The organism is Streptomyces sp. NPDC029526 (assembly GCF_040637405.1).
Lineage (GTDB): Bacteria > Actinomycetota > Actinomycetes > Streptomycetales > Streptomycetaceae > Streptomyces.
On the sequence record NZ_JBEZWE010000002.1, the window covers coordinates 974,425 to 997,932 of the forward strand.

Consider the following 23,508-nt stretch of genomic DNA (forward strand, 5'->3'; position numbering starts at 1 on the left):
CGTCCGCCCGGAGGGCGGGCCCTGCCGCGGACCCCGCACACGCGCCGACGGCGCCCCCTGGCATCGGGGGGCGCCGTCGGCGTCGTACGGCCGCGTGACGCTCAGGAGGTCGCCTCGCCGAGGTGGTGCACCCGCACCATGTTGGTGGTGCCGGGGACGCCGGGGGGCGAGCCGGCCGTGATGATCACGACGTCGCCCTCGCCGAAGCGGTTGAGCTTGACCAGTTCCTGGTCCACCAGGTCGACCATCTCGTCGGTGCTGTTCACGAACGGCACCACGTGCGGCTCCACGCCCCAGCTGAGCGCGAGCTGGTTGCGGGTGGACTCGTCGGTGGTGAACGCCAGGATCGGCTGCGCGACCCGGTAGCGGCACAGGCGGCGGGCCGTGTCGCCGGACTGCGTGAAGGCCACCAGGCCCTTGCCGCCCAGGAAGTCCGCGATCTCGCAGGCCGCGCGGGCCACCGAACCGCCCTGGGTGCGCGGCTTCTTGCCCGGCACCAGCGGCTGGAGGCCCTTGGACAGCAGCTCCTGCTCGGCAGCCTGGACGATCTTCGACATGGTCCGCACGGTCTCGATCGGGTACGCGCCCACGCTCGACTCGGCGGACAGCATCACCGCGTCCGCGCCGTCCAGGATCGCGTTGGCCACGTCGGACGCCTCGGCGCGGGTCGGGCGGGAGTTGGTGATCATCGACTCCATCATCTGGGTCGCCACGATCACCGGCTTGGCGTTGCGCCGGCAGAGCTCGATCAGGCGCTTCTGCACCATGGGGACCTTCTCGAGCGGGTACTCGACGGCCAGGTCGCCACGGGCGACCATGACGCCGTCGAACGCCATCACGACGTCCTCCATGTTCTCCACCGCCTGCGGCTTCTCCACCTTGGCGATGACGGGGACCCGGCGGCCCTCCTCGTCCATGACCCGGTGCACGTCGGCGACGTCCTTGGCGTCCCGGACGAAGGACAGCGCGACCAGGTCGCAGCCCATCCGCAGCGCGAACCGCAGGTCCTCGATGTCCTTCTCGCTCAGCGCGGGCACGTTCACGGCCGCGCCGGGCAGGTTGATGCCCTTGTGGTCGGAGATGACACCGCCCTCGATGACGATCGTCCGCACCCGGGGGCCCTCGACGTCCAGCACCTTCAGCTCGACGTTGCCGTCGTTGATCAGTACCTGGTCGCCGCGGTTGACGTCGCCCGGCAGGCCCTTGTAGGTGGTTCCGCAGATCGTCCGGTCGCCCGCGACGTCCTCGGTGGTGATGGTGAACTCGTCACCGCGCACCAGCTCGACGGGACCCTCCGCGAAGGTCTCCAGACGGATCTTGGGGCCCTGGAGGTCGGCGAGCACACCGATGGCCCGGCCGGTCTCCTTGGCGGCGGCCCGGACGCGGTCGTACCGGCCCTGGTGCTCGGCGTGGGTGCCGTGGCTGAAGTTGAAGCGGGCCACGTTCATGCCGGCTTCGATCAGGGCGACGAGCTGCTCGTGGGAGTCGACCGCGGGGCCGAGGGTACAGACGATTTTCGAACGGCGCATGGGGCGATCCTATCCGTTTGTTTCGCTCCGGAATATTCCGTCTGGCGGAAAATACAAATGAGAAAGGCGACGCTCAATTGTTCTTTCCGACCAGGGCGTAGGTCTGCGTGGCAATCTCCCTTTCCTCGTCCGTCGGTACCACGGCGACCGCGACCCGCGCACCTTCGGGCGAGATCAGCCGCGCCGCGTCACCGCGCGCCGCGTTCCGCGCGCCGTCGACCGCCAGGCCGAGCCCTTCCAGGCCCCGCACGGCAGCCTCCCGCACCGGGGCCGAGTTCTCACCGACCCCGGCGGTGAAGGCCACCGCGTCCACCCGTCCGAGAACGGCGCAATAGGCACCGATGTACTTCCTCAACCGGTGAATGTAGAGGTCGAACGCCAGCTTCGCCTGTTCGTCGCCCTCGTCGACCCGGCGCCGGATCTCCCGCATGTCGTTGTCCCCGCAGAGCCCGACCAGACCGCTCCGCTTGTTCAGGAGCGTGTCGATCTCGTCGGCGGACATGCCGCCCACCCGCATCAGGTGGAAGATGACGGCCGGGTCCATGTCCCCGGACCGCGTACCCATCACCAGCCCCTCCAGCGGTGTCAGCCCCATGGAGGTGTCGACGCACCTCCCGCCCCGCACCGCCGAGGCGGACGCCCCGTTGCCCAGGTGCAGCACGATCACGTTCACCTCCTCGGGCGCCTTCCCGAGCAGCCGCGCCGTCTCCCTCGAGACGTAGGCGTGCGAGGTGCCGTGGAAGCCGTAGCGGCGCACCCGGTGCTCGTCGGCGGTCTTCACGTCGATCGCGTAGCGGGCCGCCGCCTCCGGCATCGTGGTGTGGAAGGCGGTGTCGAAGACGGCCACCTGCGGCAGGTCGGGGCGCAGGGCGCGCGCGGTGCGGATGCCGGTGAGGTTGGCCGGGTTGTGCAGCGGGGCCACCGGTATGAGCCGCTCGATCTCGGCGCACACGGCGTCGTCGATCAGGGTCGGCTCGGTGAAGCGCAGCCCGCCGTGCACCACCCGGTGCCCGATGGCCACCAGGTCGGGGGAGTCCAGCCCCAGCCCGTCCTCGGCCATCTCCTCGGCCATCGCCTTCAGCGCGGCCTCGTGGTCGGGGATCCGGCCGGCGCGCTCCCGGGGTCCGCCGCCCGACGCGAGCGGCACGTGCCGGACCAGCGAGGTGCGCTCGCCGATGCGCTCGATCAGACCGGTGGCCAGCCGCGCGCCGTCGCTCATGTCGAGGAGCTGGTACTTCACCGACGACGAGCCGGAGTTGAGGACGAGCACCCGGGCCGGACCGGCCGGGCGGGACGCGTCGGTCGGGGCGGTGGGGGACGACGGGTGGGACGGACTCACGGGTGGGACGCCTCTTCGTTGTCGGACGCGTTGTCGGACGCGTTCTGTGCCGAATTCCCGGACGGGGACTGGGCCTGGATCGCCGTGATGGCGACGGTGTTGACGATGTCCTGCACCAGGGCCCCCCGGGACAGGTCGTTGACCGGCTTGCGCAGGCCCTGCAGGACCGGGCCGACGGCGATCGCCCCGGCCGAGCGCTGCACCGCCTTGTAGGTGTTGTTGCCGGTGTTCAGGTCGGGGAAGATCAGCACGCTCGCCTGGCCGGCGACCTCGGAGCCCGGCAGCTTGGTCGCCGCCACCGAGGGCTCCACGGCCGCGTCGTACTGGATCGGCCCCTCGATCTTCAGGTCGGGCCGGCGGGCGCGCACCAGCTCGGTCGCCCGGCGCACCTTGTCGACGTCCGCGCCCGAGCCGGACGTGCCCGTCGAGTACGACAGCATCGCGATCCGCGGCTCCACCCCGAACCGGGCCGCGGTGACCGCCGACTGCACGGCGATGTCGGCGAGCTGCTCCGCGTCCGGGTCCGGGTTGACCGCGCAGTCGCCGTAGACCAGCACCTTGTCGGCCAGGCACATGAAGAAGACCGAGGAGACGATCGAGGCGTCCGGCCGGGTCTTGATGATCTCGAAGGCGGGCCGGATGGTCGCCGCCGTCGAGTGCACCGAGCCGGACACCATGCCGTCGGCCAGACCGTCCTGGACCATCAGGGTGCCGAAGTAGTTCACGTCGGAGACCACGTCGTACGCCAGTTCCTCGGTGACGCCCCGGTGCGCCCGCAGCCCCGCGTACCGGGCGGCGAACGCCTCCCGCAGTTCGGAGACGGCGGGGTCGATCAGCTGCGCGTCACCGAGGTCGATGCCCAGGTCGGCGGCCTTCTTGCGGATGCCGTCCACCGGCCCGAGCAGCGTCAGGTCGCACACCCCGCGGCGCATCAGCACCTCCGCCGCGTGCAGCACCCGCTCCTCGGTGCCCTCCGGCAGCACCACCCGCCGCCGGTCGGAGCGGGCCTGCTCCAGCAGCGAGTGCTCGAACATCATCGGGGTGACCCGGTCGCTGCTGGGCGCGGAGACGCGGCGGCTCAGCTCCCCGGTGTCGGCGTACCGCTCGAACAGGCCGAGCGCGGTCTCCGCCTTGCGCGGGGTGGCCGCGTTGAGCTTGCCCTCCAGGGAGAACAGCTGCTCGGCGGTGGGGAAGCTGTTGCCGGGCACCGACAGCACCGGGGTGCCGGGCGCGAGGCGGGCGGCGAGGGTGAGGATCGCCTCGCCGGGCACCTCGTCGAGGGTGAGCAGGACGCCCGCTATCGGCGGGGTCCCGGCGCTGTGCGCGGCCAGGGCCCCCACCACCAGGTCGGCGCGGTCGCCGGGGGTGATGACCAGGCTGCCGGGGTGCAGCGCGGCGAGCAGGTTGGGCAGCATCGCGCCGCCGAAGACGAAGTGCAGGGCGTCCCGGGACAGCCCGGAGTCGTCGCCGAGGACCACCTCGGCGCCCAGCGTCTGCGCGATCTGGGAGACGGTGGGCGCGGCCAGCGCGGGGTCGTCCGGGACGACGTAGCAGGGCACCGGCAGCCGGGTGGTGAGCCGTTCGGCGATCTCGTCGCGGTCCTCGGGGGCCACCCGGTTGACCACCATGGCGAGCACGTCGCAGCCGAGGGTGTCGTAGGCGCGGTAGGCGTTGCGGGTCTCGGCGCGCACCGACTCGGCGGTCTGCCGGCGCCCGCCGACGACCGGGATCACCGAGGCGCCGAACTCGTTGGCGAGCCGCGCGTTGAGGGACAGCTCGTCCGGGAACTGGGTGTCGGCGTAGTCGGTGCCGAGGACCAGGACGACGTCGTAGTCCCGGGCGACCCGGTGGAAGCGGTCGACGAGCGTCGCCACCAGCTCGTCGGTGCCCCGCTCGGCCTGCAGCGTCGAGGCCTCGTGGTAGTCCATGCCGTAGACGGTCGCCGGGTCCTGGGTGAGCCGGTAGCGGGCCCGCAGCAGTTCGAACAGGCGGTCCGGACCGTCGTGCACCAGGGGACGGAAGACGCCGACCCGGTCGACCTGCCGGGTCAGGAGCTCCATCACTCCCAGTTCGACGACCTGGCGGCCGTCGCCGCGGTCGATGCCGGTCACGTACACGCTGCGGGTCACGCGCGCTCTCCGTTCCGTCGGGTGTCGGCGGTGGTTCCGGGACCGCCCCGGGGCGCCCGGAAACCGGCCGGGCGGCGAACGGGACAGCCCTCCTGACCGTACCCTCGCAGCCCGCCCGGACGCCCTTCCGTCCGCCCGGGCCGGGAGGGGCGGCACCACGGGGAGGACCGGTCCGCCGCGAGGCATGAAACAATCGGGGTTGGCTCACCGGTATCGACAGCGACCAGGAGACACAGCACGATGCGCATCGGAGTTCTCACCGCAGGCGGCGACTGCCCGGGGCTGAACGCAGTGATCCGGTCCGTCGTGCACCGGGCCGTCGACAACTACGGCGACGAGGTCATCGGCTTCGAGGACGGCTACGCCGGTCTCCTCGACGGCCGCTACCGCACCCTCGACCTGAACGCGGTCAGCGGCATCCTGGCCCGCGGCGGCACCATCCTCGGCTCGTCCCGCCTGCAGCGTGACCGGCTCCGCGAGGCGTGCGAGAACGCCTCGGACATGATCCGCGACTTCGGCATCGACGCCCTGATCCCGATCGGCGGCGAGGGCACCCTCACCGCGGCGCGCATGCTGTCGGACGCCGGTCTGCCGGTGGTCGGCGTGCCCAAGACCATCGACAACGACATCTCCTCCACGGACCGCACCTTCGGCTTCGACACCGCCGTCGGCGTCGCCACCGAGGCGATGGACCGCCTGAAGACCACGGCCGAGTCCCACCAGCGCGTGATGGTCGTCGAGGTGATGGGCCGGCACGCGGGCTGGATCGCCCTGGAGTCCGGCATGGCCGCCGGCGCCCACGGCATCTGCCTGCCCGAGCGGGCCTTCGACCCCGGGCAGATCGTCAAGATGGTCGAGGAGCGCTTCGCCCGCGGCAAGAAGTTCGCGGTCATCTGCGTCGCCGAGGGCGCGCACCCCGCCGACGGCACCATGGACTACGGCAAGGGCGAGATCGACCAGTTCGGCCACGAGCGCTTCCAGGGCATCGGTACGGCCCTGGCCCGCGAGCTGGAGCGCCGCCTGGGCAAGGAGGCCAAGCCGGTCATCCTCGGCCACGTGCAGCGCGGCGGTGTGCCGACGGCGTACGACCGGGTGCTCGCGACCCGCTTCGGCTGGCACGCGGTGGAGGCCGCGCACCGGGGCGACTTCGGGCGGATGACGGCGCTGCGCGGTACGGACATCGTGATGGTGCCGCTGGCCGAGGCGGTCACCGAGCTGAAGCGGGTCCCGACGGACCGCATGGACGAGGCCGAGTCGGTCTTCTAGGCGGGCGACGGGCTTCCGGGGCAGGACGGGGCGGCTCCCGCCCCGGGGCGATGCGGGCGACCGGGACCGGAGGGGCCGCGTCGCGGGGGCCGGGACGGCGAGCCCGTCGGCGCGCCGCCCGGTCGGTGTCCCGGTCCGATCGGTACGCCGTCCCGGTCGTGTCGCTGTCCCGGTCCGATCGGTGGTCTGGTCCGACCGGTGGTCCGGTCCGGCCGGTGTGCCGCCCCGGTCGGTGTGCCGCCCCGGTCGGTGTCGCACCGCGGAGGCCGAGTGGCGGAAGGCGTCCGGGCGGCCCGCGCCGGTCAGTCGTACCCGGCCGCCGTCCAGAAGTGCTCGACGATCCGGTCCAGGAACGCGCGGCCCTCCTCGCCCGCGTCACCGCTGCCGCCGCCCCAGCTGAGGGTGGCGGCCATGTGGCCCTGGTACTCCTGGTGCAGGCGCTGGAGCACGCGCTCCAGCACCCGCCGCTCCAGCGGCACGATCCGCGACACCGGCCGCACGTACGCCTGCCAGCGGGTCGTCGCCGCGTTCCGCAGCAGCTCGGCGAGTTTTGTCTCCCGCCCGGTGACCGCGATGTGGTCGGCCAGGGACAGCGAGAGCACCGCGGCGAGCGCGGTGGCCTGCCGCTCCGAGCCGCGCCACTGGCCCGTCTCCTCCATCCGCAGGTACGCGTGGATCTCGTGCCCCACGGCACGGGCCACGTCCTCGGGGGCCAGACCGCGGGCGATGCGGTGCTCGCGCAGGGTGCGCGGACGGCCGATCAGCTCACCCGGAGAACACCACAACACGCCCGCCAAGGCGGTGAGTTCGGTTCCGGACGGCGCGGCGAGCCCGCGCTCCCAGCCGAGGACGAGGTCCGGTGTGACGTGCGGGAGCCCGTAGGAGACGCGCAGGGTGTGGGCGATCTGGGCCGCGTCCATGCCGAGGGCGGAACGCAGGCGGCGGGCGGCGGCGGCGTTGAACGGCGGGGCCTGCCGGGGGTCGGGGTGCGGGAGACGGTGCGGTCGGGCGGTAGGTCGGGGCACGGCCCACAAGCTAGGCCCGGCGGGCGGCGGTGACTACGGTCGGTTCGGCCAGGATCACTCATGGTGCGAAGCTACGGCTACCGGCGGGTCGCCCCGTGGGGCGGACGTCCGCACCGGGTGGCGCCGCGTCCCGCGGGCCGGGTCCGCCCGAGGAGAACCGCAAGCTCATCAGGCATATGCGCGATCTTCGGCGTCGCCGAGGCTCCGCCGGCGGATCGAGCAGCTGTACGGACGCCGGTGCGCGGCTCGTACCCCCGTGCGCCCCGCCGCCCCCACCCGTCCCCGGGACGACGGCCGCCCGGCGGCGCAAACCGAACCCGGCGCGCGGCCGACGGCGTGCGCGCCTTCCGCGAACCGGCGCGCGCCCCGGGTGACACGAGGACCACACCGTCCGGGCTCCCTCCGGGCCGACGCCCGCCCCACCGGTCCAGGCCGGCCGCGTCACCCACCGGTCTAGGCCCGCCGCGTCACCCACCGGTACTGGAGCTCCGGCCTGCCCACCGTGCCGTACTGCGGGCGCCGGGCCGCGTGTCCCGCCTCGACCAGGTGCTCCAGGTACCGGCGGGCGGTGATCCGGGAGATGCCCACCGCCTCCGCGACGCCCGCCGCGGTCATGCCCTCCCCGGCGTCGCGCAGCGCCACCGTGACCCGCTCCAGGGTCGGAGCGCTCAGCCCCTTGGGGAGCGCGGCGGGGCCGGGGGCGCGCAGGACGGCCAGGGCGCGGTCGACCTCGTCCTGGCCGCTGGCCTCGCCCGCCGCCGCGTGGAACTCGGCGTAGCGGACCAGCCGGTCCCGCAGGGTGGCGAAGGTGAACGGTTTCAGCACGTACTGCACCACCCCGAGCGACACGCCCTCGCGCACCACGGCCAGGTCCCGGGCCGAGGTCACCGCGATGACGTCGGCCTGGTGCCCGGCCGCCCGCAGCGAGCGGGCCAGCTGGAGTCCGTGCACGTCCGGCAGGTGCAGGTCGAGCAGCAGCAGGTCGACCGCGGTGCGTTCCAGCGCGCGGCGGGCCTCCCCGCCCGTGTACACCTTGCCGACGGCCACGAAGCCGGGCACCCGGCCGACGTACATCACATGGGCGTCGGCGGCGACCGGATCGTCCTCGACCACGAGCACCCGGATGGGCCGGCCGGTCATGCGCCGCCTCCCGCACCGATCGGCGCCGCACCGTCCGCGGCCGTTCCGTGCCCGGACCGGGCGGCCGTCGCGGCGGTTCCCCGCCCGGGCCGGGCCGCCGGCGCGGCCGGCAGCGGGAGCCGTACCTCGAAGACCGCGCCGCCGTCGTCCGGCGAGGTCACCGCCAGCGATCCGCCGTGGCGCGCCACCGCCTGCCGCACCAGCGCGAGCCCCAGCCCGCGCCCGCCCGGCCCCGCGGGCTTGGTGCTGAAGCCGCGCTGGAACAGCGTCTCGGCGTGCTCCGGGTCGACGCCCGGTCCGGTGTCCCGGACGCTGAGCACCAGCTCCGCGTCCTCGCGTGCCGGCTCCGCGCCCTCCCGGTTCGGCTCCTCGTCCCGCCGGGGCCGTTCCGGGGCCTGCCGGGTCAGCGCCGTGACGGTCACCCGGGGCCGCGTGCCGCCCTGGGCCGCGTCCACGGCGTTGTCGATCAGGTTGCCGAGGATGGTGACCAGGTCCCGGGCGGGCAACGAGTCCGGCAGGAGTCCGTCGTCCAGCCGGCTGTCGTCGGACACCACCAGCTCCACGCCCCGCTCGTTGGCCTGGGCCGTCTTGCCCAGCAGCAGCGCCGCCAGCACCGGCTCGCCGACCGCCGCCACCACCTGGTCGGTGAGCGCCTGCGCCAGCTCCAGCTCGGCGGTCGCGAACTCCATCGCCTCCTCGGCCCGGCCCAGCTCGATCAGCGACACGACCGTGTGCAACCGGTTCGCCGCCTCGTGCGCCTGGGAGCGCAGCGCCCGGGTGAAGCCCCGCTCGGAGTCCAGCTCGCCCATCAGGGACTGCAGTTCGGTGACGTCCCGCAGGGTCACCACCGTGCCGCGCCGCTCCCCGCCGGAGACCGGCGAGGTGTTCACCACCAGGACCCGGTCCTCGGTCAGGTGCACCTCGTCCACCCGTGGCTCCGAGGCGAGCAGCGCTCCCGTCAGGGGAGCGGGCAGCCCCAGCTCCGCGACCGGTCTGCCCACCACGTCCTCCTCGTCGGCCACGCCCAGCAGGACCCGGCCGCCGTCGTTGATCAGCGCGACGCGGTACTGCCCGTCCAGCATCAGCAGGCCCTCGCGCACGGCGTGCAGGGCGGCCTGATGGTAGTCGTGCATGTGGCTCAGTTCGGTCGCGTTCATGCCGTGGGTGTGCCGGCGCAGCCGCGCGTTGATGACGTACGTGCCGATCGCGCCGAGCCCGAGGGCGCCGGACGCGACCACGAGCAGCGCCGTGAGCTGCCCCCGGGCGCGCTGGCTGATCTCCTCCACCCGTATGCCCGCGCTGACCAGGCCTATGATCCGGTCCCCGTCCCGGACGGGGGTGACCGCCCGCACGGACGGGCCGAGCGTACCGGTGTAGGTCTCGGTGAACGTACGGCCCTCCAGGGCGGGGCCGGTGTGGCCGCGGAACGCCAGGCCGATCTCGTCCGGGTCCGGGTGGGTCCAGCGGATGCCCCGCGGGTTCATGATCGTCACGAAGTCGATGTCGGTGTCCCGCACCACCGCCAGCGCGTACGGCTGGAGGGCCGCCGAGGGGTCGGCCGAGCGGATCGCCTCCCGGACGGAGGGCGAGTCGGCGACCGACAGGGCCACCGCCGTGGCCTGGTCGCCCGCCGCCTCCTCGGCCTGGCTGCGGTCGCTGACGAAGCCGAACACCGCGTACCCCACCACCAGGACCGCGATCAGCACGGCCTGCATGGCGAACAGCTGGCCCGCGAGGCTGCGGGGCCGGGGGAGGGGCAGACGCATCCCGTCAGTGTGCCTTCCGGTTCCGCGATGAACTAAATGAACGGAAGGGTGACCGCGCTCACAGGGCGAGACATAGTCACGGCGTTCCCCCGAACTCCATCCCCCGGACGTGAGCCGCACGCCGGTGATGCCGACGACGACGTCAAGGAGGGCCGCCGTGACCAGCACAGCCGATACGGCACCAGCCGCACCCAAGGTCAAGCGGGACCGCACGCACTATCTCTACATCGCGGTGATCATCGCGGTCGCCCTCGGCATCGGCGTGGGCCTGCTCGCCCCGGACTTCGCGGTCGGGCTGAAGCCGATCGGCACCGGCTTCGTGAACCTCATCAAGATGATGATCTCGCCGATCATCTTCTGCACCATCGTGCTGGGCATCGGCTCCGTGCGGAAGGCCGCCAAGGTCGGCGCCGTCGGCGGCATCGCGCTCGGCTACTTCATGGTGATGTCGGTCGTCGCGCTCGCCATCGGCCTGATCGTCGGCAACATCCTCGACCCGGGGACCGGCCTGGCCGTCACCGACGCGGTCAAGGAGACCGGCCACGCGCAGATCGACGCGGAGGCCAAGGACACCACCGAGTTCCTGCTCGGCATCATCCCGGGCACCATCGTGTCCGCGTTCACCTCCGGCGAGGTCCTGCAGACCCTGCTCATCGCCCTGCTCTGCGGCTTCGCGCTGCAGGCCATGGGCAACGCCGGCCGGCCGGTCCTGCGCGGCATCGAGCACATCCAGCGCCTGGTCTTCCGGGTGCTCGCCATGATCATGTGGGCCGCCCCGGTCGGCGCCTTCGGGGCCATGGCGGCCGTGACCGGGTCCGCCGGCCTGGACGCGCTCAAGAGCCTCGCCGTGCTGATGCTCGGCTTCTACGTCACCTGCGTGCTCTTCGTCTTCCTGGTGCTGGGCGCCATGCTCCGGATCGTCGCGGGCCTCAACGTCTGGACCCTCTTCCGCTACCTGGGCCGCGAGTTCCTGCTGATCCTGTCGACCTCGTCCTCCGAGTCGGCCCTGCCGCGGCTCATCGCCAAGATGGAGCACCTGGGCGTCAGCAAGCCGGTGGTCGGCATCACCGTCCCGACCGGCTACTCCTTCAACCTCGACGGCACCATGATCTACATGACCATGGCCTCGCTGTTCATCGCGGACGCGATGGGCACGCCGATGTCGGTCGGCGAGCAGATCCCGCTGCTGCTCTTCCTGCTGGTCGCCTCCAAGGGCGCGGCCGGCGTGACCGGCGCGGGCCTGGCGACGCTGGCCGGCGGTCTGCAGTCGCACAAGCCGGCCCTGGTGGACGGCATCGGCCTCATCGTCGGCATCGACCGCTTCATGAGCGAGGCCCGCGCCCTGACCAACTTCGCCGGCAACGCGGTCGCCACCGTGCTGATCGGCACCTGGACCAAGGAGATCGACAAGGAGCGGGTCCATGAGGTCCTGACCGGCCGGGCACCGTTCGACGAGCGCACCCTGCTGGACGACCACACCGACCACGCCGACGACACCCACGCCGGCGACACCGCCCCGGCCACCGCCCCCGCGGAGCCGGCCGCTGCGGGCGGCGGGAAGGAACTCGCCAAGGCCTGAAGCCACGGCCCGGCGGGACCGCGCGTCCCCTCGGCCTCCCGGGCGGCCGGGCGGTTCCCCCCACCTCCTGCCGCTCAGCCGCCCGGGTTTCCCGGAGGCCCCGCCCGTACCGGGCCTCCACCCGCCGGGCGGCCGGGTCCCGCCCCCGTGGACCCGGCCGCCCGGCCCTTGTCCGGACACGAAAAAACCCCCGGCAATTGCGTCCGGGGGTTTTCGCGGCGTATATTCGATGATTCGCGATTTCGATGAGGGAAATCGCGGCAGAAGTTCAATGAGTGCATTATATCCGGGCGGGAGTTGCATTGTCAAACACCGAATTTCCGGACGATGAATTGCGAGAGGAACAGGAATTCATCGACGGACTGTACGCACGCGTCGACGCCCTCCGCGGTGACGCCGAGGACTCCGTGACGGACGCCCTCGCCCAGGGGAACACCCCCATGCAGGCGCGGCTGGAACGGGACATCCTCGTCGCCGAGCGCTCCGGCCTGCTCGCCGCGCTCAACGCCGTGGACGGCTCCCTCTGCTTCGGCCGCATCGACCTCGGTTCGGGCGACAGCCACCACATCGGCCGCATCGGGCTGCGCGCCGACGACGCCGAGCGCACCCCCGTCCTGATCGACTGGCGCGCGGACGTCGCCCGCCCGTTCTACCTCGCCACCGGCCACACCCCCATGGGACTGAGGCGCCGCCGCCACATCTCCACCGAGGGCCGCGAGGTCACCGCCCTGCACGACGAGATCCTCGACCTGGGCGACGAGACCCGCACCGGCCACGAGGACCCCACCGGCGACGCCGTGCTGCTCGCCGCCCTCGACTCCGCCCGCACCGGCCGCATGGGCGACATCGTCCGCACCATCCAGGCCGACCAGGACCGCATCATCCGCGCCCCGCACCGCGGGGTCATGGTCGTGGAGGGCGGCCCCGGCACCGGCAAGACCGCGGTCGCCCTGCACCGCGCCGCCTACCTCCTCTACGAGCACCGCGAGCTGCTCGCCCGCCGCGCCGTCCTGATCGTCGGCCCCAACCCGGCGTTCCTCGGCTACATCGGGGAGGTACTGCCCAGCCTCGGCGAGACCGGCGTGCTGCTGGCGACCGTGGGCGAGCTGTTCCCCGGCGTGCGGACGACCCGGACCGACACCCCCGAGGCCGCCGCCGTCAAGGGCCGGGCGGAGATGGCCGGCGTCCTCGCCGAGGCGGTCCGCGCCCGGCAGGCGCTGCCGGACCCGGTGATCACCATCGAGCACGACCGCGACGTGCTGATGCTCGACGACGACCTGGTGCGCGTGGCACGGGAACGCACCCGGGCCGCCAAGCTGCCCCACAACGAGGCCCGGGAGCACTTCGAGGGACACATCCTCAACACGCTCACCGACATGGTCGCCGAACGCATCGGCACCGACCCCTACGACGGTTCCAACCTGCTCGACCCCAGCGACGTCACCCAGATCCGCGACGAACTCGCCGAGAACCCGGAGGTCTGGTCCGCCATCGACCTGCTGTGGCCGCGGCTCACCCCGCAACGCCTGGTCGCGGACCTCCTCGCGGCCCCGGAGGACTTCCTGCCCGCCGAGGACGCCGACGCGGTCCGCCGCCCGGTGACCCGGCACTGGACCGTCTCCGACGTGCCGCTGCTCGACGAGGCCGCCGAACTCCTCGGCGAGGACGACCGCCTGGCCCGTGAGCGGGCGGACCGCGAACGGCGGGCGCAGGTCGCCTACGCCCAGGGCGTCCTGGACGTCTCGTACGCCTCCCGGACCTACGAGTTCGAGGACAAGGAGGAGGACGACCCCGACTCCGTCGAGGTGCTGTCCGCGCACGACATCATCGACGCCGAGCGCTTCGCCGAACGCCACGAGGAGGAGGACCACCGCAGCGCCGCCGAACGCGCCGCCGCCGACCGCACCTGGGCCTTCGGGCACATCATCGTCGACGAGGCGCAGGAGCTGTCGCCGATGGCCTGGCGGCTGCTGATGCGACGCAGCCCCACCCGCTCGATGACCCTGGTCGGCGACCCCGCGCAGACCTCGGAGGCGGGCGGCGTCGGCTCCTGGTCGGACATCCTCGCCCCCTACGTGGAGGACCGCTGGGAGCACACCCGGCTCGCCGTCAACTACCGCACCCCGGCCGAGATCATGGACGTCGCCGCGGCCGTGGTCCGCGCCGAGCACCCCGGCTTCGAACCGCCCGGCTCGGTCCGCTCCACCGGCGTCCGGCCCTGGGCCCGGGCGAGCGACGACCTGCCCGGCGCCGTCGCGAAGGCGGTGGGGGAACTCACCCCCGCCGAGGGCCGGCTCGCCGTGATCGCGCCCCGGGACCTGCACCGCGCGCTGGCCGCCCGCCTCGACGGGGTCACCGCCGGCGCCGAGCCGGACCTGACGCACGACGTGGTCCTGCTCGACCCGCGCCAGGCCAAGGGGCTGGAGTTCGACTCGGTGCTCGTGGTGGAGCCCGGCCGCTACGGCACCAGCGACCTGTACGTGGCACTCACCCGGGCCACCCAGCGGCTCGGCGTCCTGCACACCGCGCCGCTGCCGGAACCGCTGGCCGAGGCGCTCGCCCCGCACCCCGCCTGACGCGGGGCCCGGGGGCCGCCCGCCCGGTCACGCCGGGCGCAGCCACACCGTCGCCAGGGGCGGCAGGACCAGCCGGATGCTCGCCGGGTGTCCGTGCCGGCCCTGCGGCTCCGGCTTCACCGGGTCCGGGTTGCCGACGTCGCTCCCGCCGTAGCGGGCGGCGTCGGTGTTCACGGCCTCGTGCCAGGCGGGCACGTCGTCCGGCACCCCGAGCCGGTACGCGGAGCGGACGACCGGGGCGAAGTTGCTGACCGCGAGCAGCGGGGCGCCGTCGGCGTCGTAGCGCAGGAAGGCCAGCACGTTGTCCTCGGCGGCGTCGCCCGTCACCCAGCGGAAGCCTTCGGGCCGGGTGTCGAGGCGCCACAGCGCGGGGGTGTGCCGGTAGACGGTGTTCAGTTCCCGCACCAGGTCCCGCACCCCGCGGTGGTCGGCCTCCGCCCCGTAGTGCGGGTCGAGCAGCCACCAGTCCGGCCCGTGCGCCTCCGACCACTCGGCGCCCTGGGCGAACTCCTGCCCCATGAACAGCAGTTGCTTGCCCGGGTGGGCCCACATGAAGCCCAGGTAGGCGCGCAGGTTGGCGCGCTGCTGCCACCAGTCGCCGGGCATCTTCGACACCAGCGACCGCTTGCCGTGCACCACTTCGTCGTGCGAGATCGGCAGCACGTAGTTCTCGCTGTAGGCGTACACCATCGAGAACGTCATCTCGTGGTGGTGATGCCGGCGGTGCACCGGGTCGTGGCTCATGTAGGCCAGCGAGTCGTGCATCCAGCCCATGTTCCACTTCAGCCCGAAGCCCAGGCCGCCGAAGCCGCTCGGGCCCTGGTGGTGGGTGGCCCGGGTGACGCCGTCCCAGGCGGTCGACTCCTCGGCGATCGTCACCACGCCCGGCACCCTGCGGTACACCGTGGCGTTCATCTCCTGGAGGAACGCCACCGCGTCCAGGTTCTCCCGCCCGCCGTGCTCGTTCGGCGTCCACTGGCCGGGCTCGCGCGAGTAGTCCAGGTAGAGCATCGAGGCGACCGCGTCGACCCGCAGTCCGTCGATGTGGAACTCCTCGCACCAGTACAGGGCGTTGGCCACCAGGAAGTTGCGCACCTCGCGCCGCCCGAAGTCGAACTCCAGGGTTCCCCAGTCGGGGTGCGCGGCCCGCAGCGGATCGGCGTGCTCGTACAGCGGCCGCCCGTCGAACTCGGCCAGCGCCCACTCGTCGCGCGGGAAGTGCGCGGGCACCCAGTCCATCAGCACCCCGATGCCGGCCCGGTGCAGGGCGTCCACCAGGTACTTGAAGTCGTCGGGGGTGCCGAGCCGGGCCGTCGGCGCGTAGAAGCCGGTGACCTGGTAGCCCCAGGAGCCGCCGAAGGGGTGCTCGGCGACCGGCATCAGCTCCACGTGGGTGAAGCCCAGGTCCTTGACGTAGGCGGGGAGCTGCTCGGCCAGCTGCCGGTAGGTCTGCCCCGGCCGCCAGGACGGCAGGTGCACCTCGTACACCGAGAACGGCCGCTCGTGGGCCGGCGCCTGCGCCCGCTGCTCCAGCCACTCGGCGTCGCCCCACACGTACTCCGACGACGTGATCACCGACGAGGTGGCCGGGGGGACCTCGGTCCGGCGGGCCATCGGGTCGGCGCGCAGGGTGCGCGAGCCGTCGGGCCGGGTGATGTCGAACTTGTACAGCTCGCCCTCGCCGATCCCGGGTACGAACAGCTCCCACACCCCGGTGGAGCCCAGGGAGCGCATGGGGAAGGCGGTGGCGTCCCAGAAGTTGAAGGTGCCCGCCACCCGTACGCCGCGCGCGTTGGGCGCCCACACCGAGAAGCGGGTGCCGCGCACGCCCTCGTGCGTCATCGGGTGCGCGCCCAGCACCGTCCACAGCTCCTCGTGCCGGCCCTCACCGATCAGGTGCAGGTCCAGCTCGCCGAGCGTGGGCAGGAACCGGTAGGCGTCCTCGGTCTCGTGGACCGTGTCCGCGTAGCGCACCAACAGGTGGTACGCCGGGACCTCCCGCAGCGGCAGCAGCCCGGAGAAGAACCCCGCGCCGTCGTCGTGCAGGTCCACCCGCAGGCCGCCGGAGACGACCGTGACCGCGTGGGCGTACGGCTTGAACACCCGGAAGACGACCCCGCCGGGCACGGGGTGGGCGCCGAGCACGTCGTGCGGGGCGTGATGCGTGCCGTCCAGCAGCCGCTGCCGGTCCTCGTCGCCGACGGCGGGGGAGACGGCGATCTCCATGTCGGGGGGTACGGGCTGACGGGTGGCGGTGTCCCCGGCCGGTTCCGGCGGGGCATCGGCACCGGACGCTGTCCCGGCGCGACCGCCGGCCGGGATCGCCTCCGGAGGGCTGCCCTTCTCCGCCTGGACCTTCGTCGCCGGGATCTTCTTCGCGGGGGCCTTCCTCGCCGCGGTCTTCTTCGGCCCGGCCTTCCGGGCCTTCTCCGCCGTCTTCTTCGCTGCCGCCGCCGTCCTCTTCTCCGCCCCCGTCTTCTTCGCCGGGCCCTCGGCCGTCGCCGCCGGGGTCTTCTGCTCCGCCGCCTTCACCGTCGCCGCGGCCCGGGCGGCGCCGGCCTTCTTCGTCGTCTCCCGCGCCGCCTTGCCCGCCGGAGCCGGGCCCGCCGCCTTCTTCCCGGCGGTCTTCTTCGCCGCGCTGCCGGTCCCGTCGGTCTTCTTCGCCGCGCTGCCGGTCCCGTCGGTCTTCTTCGCCGCGGACTTCTTCCGCGGTACGGCGGGCGGCGGCACGGCCTGCCGGCCGTCCGGCCGTCCGTCCGGCTGGTCGGGCTGCGGAGCGCTGGGCTCGGGGCGGGGGGTCACGGGCGGAGCCTCCTGGACGAAGGGGGTCAGGTCGGGTCGGCGGCGCCGGAACCGGCGAGCCGGCGCACGGCGGCCATCGGCACGGGCAGCCACTCGGGGCGGTGCCGGGCCTCGTACAGCACCTCGTAAACCGCCTTGTCGGTCTCATAGGCACGCAGCAGCACCGGTTCGGTGCGCGGGTCGCGGCCGGCGGTCTCCGCGTAACCCGTGCAGTAGGCCGCCCGGCAGTGCGCCGCCCAGTCGGGCTGCGGCGGGTCCACGGAGCGGGCCGCGTAGTCGAAGGACCGCAGCATGCCCGCCACGTCCCGCACGGCGGGCTGGGGCATGCGGCGCTCGGCCAGCGGGCGGGCCGGCTCGCCCTCGAAGTCGATCAGCGACCACTCCCCGGCCGGGGACCGCAGGCACTGCCCCAGGTGCAGGTCGCCGTGCACCCGCTGCGCGGTCCACTCGTACCCTTCGGAGGCCAGGTCCTCCAGCGCCGTGAACGCCGACCGCAGCTCCGCCTCGTACGGCCGCAGCGCCGCCACCGCCCGCACCGCCGCCCGCAGCCGCTCGGTCATGCCGTCGACCAGGGACCGCAGCTGGGGGTGGCCCAGGCTGACCGTCGGCAGGGCGCGGGCCAGCGCGGTGTGCACCTCGGCCGTGGCCCGGCCGAGGGCCCGCGCGTCGGCGAGGAAGTCCTCGCCCTTGGCCAGCGCCCGCAGCGCCAGCTCCCAGCCGTCCGTCGCGCCCTGCACGTACGGCTGGAGCACTCCCAGGACGTACGGCTCCGCCGCGGGCGGGCCGGGCGCCCCGGCGTCGGCGTCCGCGAGCAGCCAGGCCGTGGGCGGCGGCACCCGGGTGCCGCCCTCCCGCGCCAGCGCCAGCGGCAGCTCCAGGTCGGGGTTGACGCCGGGCACGACCCGGCGCAGCAGCTTCAGGATGTAGGTGTCCCCGTAGACGACGGAGGAGTTCGACTGCTCGGCGGTCATCAGGCGCGGCACCAGGCCGGACCGGATCTCCTGGCGCGGGTCCCGCTCGAAACGGAGCCCGCCGATCCGTGCCCGGGTGCGCAGAGCCTCCAGGAGCAGTTCGGCGGGCCGGGTGTCGTGCAGGGCCTCGTAGACCGTCCGTCCGGCCAGCGGGCCCCGGGTGACATGACCGATCAGCGCGGGCGCCAGCCGGGGCGGCAGCGCCTCGCGCACGCCTATGAACAACTGGTAGCAGTCACCGGGCTGCTGCTCCTGCCCGCCGTGGCCCGCGGCGAGCGGCTGCTGCGCCCGGACCAGCAGGTGGTACAGCCCCAGCTTGGCGGTGGGCGGCAGCAGCTCGGTGACCGCGACCGGGGTGAAGCCCGTGACGGGGCGCCCCTTGCCCGCGAACCAGCGCTGTCTGGGCAGCCATTCCCTCAGCAGCGGATCGAGTGACGCAAGGAGGCCGGGCGGTGCGCTGACGGTGCGGGTGACGGCTTCCGACATGGCGTCGCGTCCTTTCCCCCTCGTCGGCGGGGCGCTCGGGGCGCCGCCGGTGGGCGGGGTGTTACTGATGCGTGCCCCGGGCGGGGCGGTGGAAACCGCCCCGCCCCGGTTCTACGAGGCGTCCTTGCGGAGCCGGAACCAGTAGAAGCCGTGCCCCCCGAGGGTCATCAGGTACGGCAGTTCCCCGACGGCGGGGAAGCGCACCCCGCCGAACAGCTCGACCGGGTGCCGTCCCTCGAAGGCGCTCAGATCGAGCTCGGTGGGCTGCGCGAAACGGGAGAAGTTGTTGACGCAGAGCACCAGGTCGTCCTCGTACTCGCGCAGGAAGGCGAGGACGGCCGGGTTGGAGGAGGGCAGCTCGGTGTAGGTGCCCAGGCCGAAGGCGGGGTTCTGCTTGCGGATCTCGATCATCCGGCGGGTCCAGTGCAGCAGGGAGGACGGGGACGCCATCGACGCCTCGACGTTCGTGACCTGGTAGCCGTAGACCGGGTCCATGATCGTGGGCAGGTAGAGGCGGCCGGGGTCGGAGGAGGAGAAGCCGGCGTTGCGGTCCGGGGTCCACTGCATGGGCGTGCGCACCGCGTCGCGGTCGCCGAGCCAGATGTTGTCGCCCATGCCGATCTCGTCGCCGTAGTACATGACGGGGGAGCCGGGCAGGGAGAGCAGCAGGGCGGTGAAGAGTTCGATCTGGTTGCGGTCGTTGTCCAGCAGCGGGGCGAGCCGGCGGCGGATGCCGATGTTGGCGCGCATGCGGGGGTCCTTGGCGTACTCGGCCCACATGTAGTCGCGTTCCTCGTCGGTGACCATCTCCAGGGTCAGCTCGTCGTGGTTGCGCAGGAAGATGCCCCACTGGCAGCCGGAGGGGATGGCGGGGGTCTTGGCGAGGATCTCCGAGACGGGGTAGCGGGACTCGCGGCGGACGGCCATGAAGATGCGGGGCATGACGGGGAAGTGGAACGCCATGTGGCACTCGTCGCCGCCGACGGAGTAGTCGCCGAAGTAGTCGACCACGTCCTCGGGCCACTGGTTGGCCTCGGCCAGCAGCACGGTGTCGGGGTACTGCGCGTCGATCTCCTTGCGCACCCGCTTCAGGAACGCGTGGGTCTCCGGAAGGTTCTCGCAGTTGGTGCCCTCCCGCTGGTACAGGTACGGCACCGCGTCCAGCCGGAACCCGTCGATGCCCAGGTCCAGCCAGAACTTCAGCGCGGAGATCATCTCCTCCTGCACCGCCGGGTTCTCGTAGTTCAGGTCCGGCTGGTGGGAGAAGAAGCGGTGCCAGTAGTACTGCTTGCGCACCGGGTCGTAGGTCCAGTTGGACGCCTCGGTGTCGACGAAGATGATGCGCGCGTCCTGGAACTGCTTGTCGTCGTCGGCCCACACGTAGTAGTCCCCGTAGGGGCCGTCGGGATCCTTGCGGGACTCCTGGAACCACGGGTGCTGGTCACTGGTGTGGTTCATGACGAAGTCGATGATGACGCGCATGCCGCGCTGGTGCGCGGAGTCGACGAACTCCACGAAGTCGGCGAGGTCGCCGAACTCGGGCAGCACGGCGGTGTAGTCGGCCACGTCGTAACCGCCGTCGCGCAGCGGCGACTTGAAGAACGGCGGCAGCCACAGGCAGTCCACGCCGAGCCACTGCAGATGGTCGAGCTTGGCGGTCAGGCCCTTCAGGTCGCCGACGCCGTCACCGTTGCTGTCCTGGAAGGAACGGACCAGCACCTCGTAGAAGACGGCGCGTTTGAACCACTCGGGGTCCCGGTCCCCGGCGGGGGTGTCCTCGAAGGTGTCCGGCACGGGTTCGTTGACGATCATGATGTGGGTGACCCTCCCATGTGCGGAGTGGACGGCCGCAGATCCGACGTGTGCTCACCCGGGGTGTCATCCCCGGGCCCCCGGCCGACGACGAGTACATGCGCTCCCCCCGGCCCCAGGCGCACGTAGTTGGCGCTGCCCCAGTGATAGGTCTCACCGGTGAGCTCGTCGCGCACCGGTACCGTCTCGTGCCGGTCGAGGCCGAGACGCGGCATGTCCAACGAGACCGTGGCCTCCTGGGTGTGGTGCGGGTCGAGGTTGGCGACCACCAGAACCGTGTTCGAACCCTTCCGTTTCGAGTATGCGATGACCGGCTCCTGGTCCGCATGGTGGAAGTGCAGGTCCCGCAGCTGGCGCAGGGCCGGGTTCTCCCGGCGGAGGGTGTTGAGTGTGGTGATGAGCGGGGCGATGGTGCGGCCCTCGCGTTCGGCGGCTTCCCAGTCGCGGGGCCTGAGCTGGTACTTCTCGGAGTCGAGGTACTCCTCGCTGCCTTCGCGCAGCGGGGTGTTCTCGCACAGTTCGTAGCCGCTGTAGATGCCCCAGGTCGGGGAGAGGGTGGCGGCGAGGACCGCGCGGACCTCGAAGGCGGGCCGGCCGCCGTGCTGCAGATAGGCGTGCAGGATGTCGGGGGTGTTGGCGAAGAAGTTGGGCCGCATGTAGGAGGCGGCCTCCCCCGACAGTTCGGTCAGGTACTCGGTCAGCTCCTGCTTGCTGTTGCGCCAGGTGAAGTAGGTGTACGACTGCTGGAAGCCGATCTGCGCCAGCGTGTGCATCATCGCCGGCCGGGTGAACGCCTCCGCCAGGAAGATCACGTCCGGGTCGGTGCGGTTGATCTCGCCGATCACCCGCTCCCAGAACACCACCGGCTTGGTGTGCGGATTGTCCACCCGGAAGATCCGCACCCCCACCCCCATCCAGTGCCGCAGCACCCGGCAGGTCTCCGCCACCAGCCCGTCCATGTCCGCGTCGAACGCGACCGGGTAGATGTCCTGGTACTTCTTCGGCGGGTTCTCCGCGTACGCGATCGACCCGTCGGGGCGGTGGTGGAACCACTCCGGATGCTTGTGCACCCACGGATGGTCCGGCGAGCACTGCAACGCGAAGTCCAGCGCCACCTCCATGCCCAGCTCACCGGCGCGCGCCACGAACCGGGCGAAGTCCTCCAGCGTGCCCAGCCGCGGATGCACCGCGTCGTGGCCGCCCTCCGCCGACCCGATCGCCCACGGCACCCCCACATCGTCCGGACCCGCGTCCAGTGTGTTGTTCGGGCCCTTGCGGAACGTCGTCCCGATCGGGTGGATCGGCGGCAGGTACACCACGTCGAAGCCCATCGCCGCGATCGCCGGCAGCCGCCGCGCGGCGGTCTCGAACGTGCCGTGCGGCTCCTGCTCGGTGCCCTCCGAGCGCGGGAAGAACTCGTACCACGACCCGAACAGCGCCCGCTCCCGCTCCACCAGCAACGGCAACGGCTCACTGCTGGTCACCAGCTCCCGCAACGGATACCGCGCCAGCACCGCGTCCACGTCCGGAGTCAGCGCGGCCGCCAGCCGGGCGGACGGCGGACGGCGGTCGTCGCGCAGCGCGTCCACGGCCGTCAGCAGGACCTCCCGCGGCGCGGTGCCCGGCACGTCGGCTGCGGCCCGCTCGTACAGGCGGGCACCCTCCTCCAGCACGAGTTCCGTGTCGATGCCCGCCGGGATCTTGATCTCCGCGTGGTGCCGCCAGGTGGTGACCGGGTCGCCCCACGCCTCGACGGTGTATGTCCACAGCCCCGGCTCCCCGGCGGTGACCTCGGCGCCCCACCGGTCGGTGCCCGGCGCCAGCTCCCGCATCGGGGTGAGGGGCCCGGGGCGGCCCGCCGGGTCCGTCAGGACCACGTTCGCGGCCACCGCGTCGTGCCCCTCACGGAACACGGTGGCCGAGACCTCGAAGGTCTCCCCGGTGACGGCCTTGGCCGGCCGGAGCCCGCCCCGGACCAGCGGGCGCACGTCCAGGACCGGGATGCGGCCCACGGACGTCACGGGGCCGGAGGCGGAGGCGTGACCGGCGAGGGTGTCCGGACCGGCGACGCTCGGCGCCCCCGTCCCGGCGGGCCCGGCGGCCGGCGGCGGACCGTGGTCCGAGGCGTGGACCGGAGGGGATTCCGCGGCCCCCCGCCGTGCGCGGGAGCCGGGCGTCGGGGGCGATGACGAGTGGTGCTTGGCGGGCATGACCGCTCCTGTCCGCGTCAACGTGGGTGGGCGGATGACTGAGGGAAGGCGGGTCCTGCGTGGTGCTCCTGAGGGAGTACCCGCAGGAGCCTTCCCACCCTATTCGGGTGGGCAATCCGGCACTTTGTTAACTACTCGCGCGTATGTCGACACGGCGGAGTCGATTGTTTCGGTACCCCGGCGCCCGGCCCGGCGGGGTACCGGAGGGTGTCCGTGGCCCGGGCCCTCCCCGGCCCTCGTGCCGACGGCCGGGCGCTGCTGCGGGCAGGGGCCCGGCCCGGCCGCCGGAGGGCTCGGCGCACCCGTCCGCCGTCCGGCCGCCGTCCCGCGCCCCGCCCCTCCGACCAGGCACGTCGCCGTCCCCGGAAGGGCGGACCGGGGCGCGTCCGGGTCCCGCGCGACGGCTCCGACGGGCGGCGGACGGCGCCTCCGGGCCGCCCCCGGCCGCTCCGCCCCGGCGGCGGGCGCGGTGCCGCCGGGAGCGGCTGCCGTGACGGAGGAGCCCGGTGGGGGACCCGGACCGGCCGCGGGGCGGTCCCCGGGAAACGGCCGGAATCTTGTCCCCCGGACCAGGTGTCTTCGCACCCGGTCCGACCGGTTCCGTGGCGCCGGGGCGGTGGTCGTGGCGGTCGCCCCCCTCACCCGCCGTCCGGTCATCCGCCCCGCGGGCCTCGGGGCACCGGGCCTCCGGGGCACCGAGCCCCTCGGGTCTCCGCATCACGCCCCCAGGGGCACCGGCCCCCCCGCCGACGCCCCGTGATCGCCGGGCCGCCCGCTCCTCGCCACACGCGGTCCTGCACCCGGCCCGCCCGGGGCTTCGAGCGCCCAGGGCTCCGAGTGCGCAGAGCTCCGAGCGCGCGGGACCAAATATCACAAGA

At 73.0% G+C, this 23,508-nt stretch carries 13 protein-coding genes; 3 read left to right on the top strand and 10 right to left on the bottom strand.

The annotated features are described in order from the left end of the window. Nucleotides 1-101: 101 nt before the first annotated feature. The 3 genes from pyk to pta form a co-directional block, all read right to left on the bottom strand. A complete protein-coding gene (pyk, locus tag AB0F01_RS09870) occupies nt 102-1,529 on the bottom strand; it encodes a pyruvate kinase (RefSeq protein WP_362091932.1) in 1,428 nt (475 codons plus the stop codon). Between the two features lie 73 nt (nt 1,530-1,602). Then, entirely contained in the window at nt 1,603-2,799 is a 1,197-nt protein-coding gene (locus AB0F01_RS09875) for an acetate kinase (RefSeq protein ID WP_362092571.1), read from the bottom strand. A 65-nt stretch (nt 2,800-2,864) separates the two neighbouring features. Continuing rightward, nucleotides 2,865-4,997 (bottom strand): phosphate acetyltransferase, encoded by a 2,133-nt coding sequence (gene pta, locus AB0F01_RS09880; protein WP_362091935.1) that lies wholly within the window; start codon nt 4,995-4,997, stop codon nt 2,865-2,867. A gap of 240 nt (nt 4,998-5,237) precedes the next feature. Between pta and AB0F01_RS09885 the strand changes: the two genes are divergently transcribed. Next, entirely contained in the window at nt 5,238-6,263 is a 1,026-nt protein-coding gene (locus AB0F01_RS09885) for an ATP-dependent 6-phosphofructokinase (protein WP_164335349.1), read from the top strand. Between the two features lie 302 nt (nt 6,264-6,565). On the opposite strand, the gene AB0F01_RS09890 is transcribed toward AB0F01_RS09885, so the two are convergent. From AB0F01_RS09890 to AB0F01_RS09900, 3 genes are all read right to left on the bottom strand, one after another. Beyond that, nucleotides 6,566-7,288, bottom strand: a complete 723-nt coding sequence (locus tag AB0F01_RS09890; protein ID WP_362091939.1) for an XRE family transcriptional regulator — start codon at nt 7,286-7,288, stop codon at nt 6,566-6,568. Nucleotides 7,289-7,741: 453 nt separating this feature from the next. Then, entirely contained in the window at nt 7,742-8,428 is a 687-nt protein-coding gene (locus AB0F01_RS09895; RefSeq protein ID WP_362091941.1) for a response regulator, read from the bottom strand. Further along, a complete protein-coding gene (locus AB0F01_RS09900) occupies nt 8,425-10,194 on the bottom strand; it encodes a sensor histidine kinase (RefSeq protein ID WP_362091944.1) in 1,770 nt (589 codons plus the stop codon). Before AB0F01_RS09900 ends, AB0F01_RS09895 begins: the two co-directional genes overlap by 4 nt. Nucleotides 10,195-10,351: 157 nt before the next feature. Between AB0F01_RS09900 and AB0F01_RS09905 the strand changes: the two genes are divergently transcribed. After that, complete coding sequence (locus tag AB0F01_RS09905; RefSeq protein ID WP_362091947.1) at nt 10,352-11,773, top strand: cation:dicarboxylase symporter family transporter; 1,422 nt, start codon at nt 10,352-10,354, stop codon at nt 11,771-11,773. A 332-nt stretch (nt 11,774-12,105) separates the two neighbouring features. Beyond that, a complete protein-coding gene (locus AB0F01_RS09910) occupies nt 12,106-14,349 on the top strand; it encodes an ATP-dependent DNA helicase (protein WP_362091950.1) in 2,244 nt (747 codons plus the stop codon). 27 nt (nt 14,350-14,376) lie between these two features. On the opposite strand, the gene glgB is transcribed toward AB0F01_RS09910, so the two are convergent. From glgB to AB0F01_RS09930, 4 genes are all read right to left on the bottom strand, one after another. Then, a complete protein-coding gene (gene glgB, locus AB0F01_RS09915; RefSeq protein WP_362091953.1) occupies nt 14,377-17,151 on the bottom strand; it encodes a 1,4-alpha-glucan branching enzyme in 2,775 nt (924 codons plus the stop codon). A gap of 26 nt (nt 17,152-17,177) precedes the next feature. Beyond that, nucleotides 17,178-18,608 carry a maltokinase gene (locus tag AB0F01_RS09920; RefSeq protein ID WP_362091956.1) on the bottom strand — a complete coding sequence of 477 codons (1,431 nt, stop codon included), beginning with the start codon at nt 18,606-18,608 and terminating at the stop codon, nt 17,178-17,180. 111 nt (nt 18,609-18,719) lie between these two features. After that, nucleotides 18,720-20,420, bottom strand: coding sequence for a maltose alpha-D-glucosyltransferase (gene treS, locus AB0F01_RS09925; RefSeq protein WP_362091959.1), 1,701 nt, complete (start codon nt 20,418-20,420; stop codon nt 18,720-18,722). Next, nucleotides 20,417-22,630 (bottom strand): alpha-1,4-glucan--maltose-1-phosphate maltosyltransferase, encoded by a 2,214-nt coding sequence (locus AB0F01_RS09930; protein ID WP_362091962.1) that lies wholly within the window; start codon nt 22,628-22,630, stop codon nt 20,417-20,419. The genes treS and AB0F01_RS09930 overlap by 4 nt, the downstream gene beginning before the upstream one ends. Between the last annotated feature and the right edge of the window lie 878 nt (nt 22,631-23,508).

What these genes read in the sequence shown, in the direction of transcription:
- AB0F01_RS09900 (WP_362091944.1), bottom strand. Translation starts at nt 10,194, where the DNA reads ATGCGTCTGCCCCTCCCCCGGCCCCGCAGCCTCGCGGGCCAGCTGTTC.
- treS (WP_362091959.1), bottom strand. Translation starts at nt 20,420, where the DNA reads ATGATCGTCAACGAACCCGTGCCGGACACCTTCGAGGACACCCCCGCC.
- AB0F01_RS09885 (WP_164335349.1), top strand. Translation starts at nt 5,238, where the DNA reads ATGCGCATCGGAGTTCTCACCGCAGGCGGCGACTGCCCGGGGCTGAAC.
- AB0F01_RS09895 (WP_362091941.1), bottom strand. Translation starts at nt 8,428, where the DNA reads ATGACCGGCCGGCCCATCCGGGTGCTCGTGGTCGAGGACGATCCGGTC.
- pyk (WP_362091932.1), bottom strand. Translation starts at nt 1,529, where the DNA reads ATGCGCCGTTCGAAAATCGTCTGTACCCTCGGCCCCGCGGTCGACTCC.
- AB0F01_RS09920 (WP_362091956.1), bottom strand. Translation starts at nt 18,608, where the DNA reads ATGTCGGAAGCCGTCACCCGCACCGTCAGCGCACCGCCCGGCCTCCTT.
- AB0F01_RS09930 (WP_362091962.1), bottom strand. Translation starts at nt 22,630, where the DNA reads ATGCCCGCCAAGCACCACTCGTCATCGCCCCCGACGCCCGGCTCCCGC.